Source organism: Brevundimonas sp. (assembly GCF_036399195.1).
In the GTDB taxonomy this organism is placed as follows: domain Bacteria; phylum Pseudomonadota; class Alphaproteobacteria; order Caulobacterales; family Caulobacteraceae; genus Brevundimonas.
Window position 1 is genome coordinate 1 of record NZ_DASWNO010000084.1, and the last position, 2,043, is coordinate 2,043.

The 2,043-nt window shown below is 69.0% G+C and carries 1 protein-coding gene and 1 pseudogene; both read left to right on the forward strand.

Annotated elements, in window-relative coordinates; genetic code table 11:
• Window positions 1–613 (forward strand): annotated as a pseudogene (locus VGB60_RS04085) (RsmB/NOP family class I SAM-dependent RNA methyltransferase); the annotation flags it as partial.
• A partial coding sequence (gene guaA / locus VGB60_RS04090) for a glutamine-hydrolyzing GMP synthase (protein WP_331037003.1) occupies window positions 610–2,043 on the forward strand: 1,434 nt, incomplete at its 3' end. The pseudogene VGB60_RS04085 and the gene guaA, both read left to right, overlap by 4 nt.

Below are 2,043 nucleotides of genomic sequence, written 5' to 3' on the forward strand. Positions count from 1 at the left end.
GCCGCGCGGCGGCTGGTCGCCGGTCGGAGCTGATGACATCGCTGCAAGCAGGGCCGCTGAGCCCGCGGCGCCGGTGCGCCTGATCGCCTGCGACGTGGTGCAGAAGCGGCTGGACAACATCCGGCCCCGGCTCGAGCGGTCGGGCGTCGCGGCCGACCTTCGGCTGATCGGCCAGAACGGCGGCGGGGTCGAGGAATTCAACGGCAAGGCCGATCTGGTCTTCGTCGACGCGCCGTGCAGCGGCTCCGGCGCCTGGCGACGGCACCCCGAGGGCGCCTGGCGGCTGAAGGCCGACGAGGTCGAGCGCCTGCGCGCGCTGCAGCTCCGTATCCTCGGTCAGGCGGCGCAGCTGGTGAAGCCCGGCGGCCGACTGGCCTATGTGACCTGCTCGATCCTGAGCCGCGAGAACGAGGCGGTGGCGGACGCCTTCGAGGCGGGCCGGTCGGAGTTCCGGCCCGTGCCGGTCTCCGAGCTGCTGGCGGCCTCGCCTGATCTGACGGACGAGGCGCGGGGTCGTCTTGGAGCGCTCGCAAGCGGCGCCCGGCTGCGCCTGTCTCCGGGCTCCAGCGGCACCGACGGCTTCTTCTTCTGCGCCTACGAAAGGATCTCATGAGCGACCACCAGAAGGTCCTGATCGTCGACTTCGGCAGCCAGGTCACCCAGCTGATCGCGCGCCGCCTGCGCGAGGCGCGCGTCTATTGCGAGATCCATCCGTTCGACAAGGCTGAGGCGCTGGTCGACGCCTTCCAGCCGCAGGCGATCATCCTGTCCGGCGGTCCCTCAAGTGTGCTGGACGCCGACAGCCCGCGCATCGGGCGCAAGCTGTTCGACTACGGCGTGCCGCTGCTGGCCATCTGCTACGGCCAGCAACTGCTGTGCGACGTGCTGGGCGGCAAGGTTGAGGGCGGGCACCACCGCGAGTTCGGCCGGGCCGAGATCGTCCTGACCGAGGACAGCCCGCTGTTCGCCGGCATTGGCGCCGTCGATCACCGCGAGCCGGTGTGGATGAGCCACGGCGACCGCGTCGCCGCCATCCCCGAGGGCTTCAAGGTCATCGCTACCTCCGCCGGCGCTCCCTTCGCCGCCATCGCCGACGAGGACCGCCGCATGTATGCGGTGCAGTTCCATCCCGAGGTGCACCACACCCCGCGCGGAGCCGAAATCTACCGCAACTTCCTGTTCGGCGTGGCCGGGCTGAAGGGCGACTGGACCATGGCGGCCTATCGCGACGAGCAGATCGCGAAAATCCGCGCACAGGTCGGGTCGGCCAAGGTGATCTGCGGCCTGTCGGGCGGCGTGGACTCATCCGTCGCGGCGGTGCTGATCCACGAAGCGATCGGCGACCAGCTGACCTGCGTCTTCGTCGACACCGGTCTGCTACGCAAGGACGAGGCGGCGCAGGTCACCACCCTGTTCCGGGAGCACTACAACATCCCGCTGGTGCACGTTGACGCATCGAAGGAATTTCTGGGCGAGCTGGCCGGCGTCAGCGACCCGGAGACCAAGCGCAAGATCATCGGCCGGGTGTTCATCGAAATCTTCGACCGCGAGGCCCACAAGGTCGAGGGCGCGGAGTTCCTCGCCCAGGGCACCCTCTATCCGGACGTGATCGAGAGCGTCTCGGCCTCGGGCGGACCGTCGGCGGTGATCAAGAGCCACCATAACGTCGGCGGTCTGCCGGACTTCATGAAGCTGAAGCTGGTCGAGCCGCTGCGCGAGCTGTTCAAGGACGAGGTGCGGGAGCTGGGCCGGGAACTGGGCCTGACGGACGCCTTCGTCGGCCGCCATCCCTTCCCGGGGCCGGGGCTCGCCATCCGCATCCCCGGCGAGATCACGCCTGACGCCGTGGAAACGCTGCAGCAGGGCGACGCCATCTATCTCGAGGAAATCCGCAAGGCCGGACTCTACGACCAGATCTGGCAGGCCTTCGCCGTGCTGCTGCCGGTCCGAACCGTCGGGGTGATGGGCGACGCCCGCACCTATGAAAAGGTGCTGGCCCTGCGCGCCGTGACCTCGACCGACGGCATGACCGCCGATTTTTTT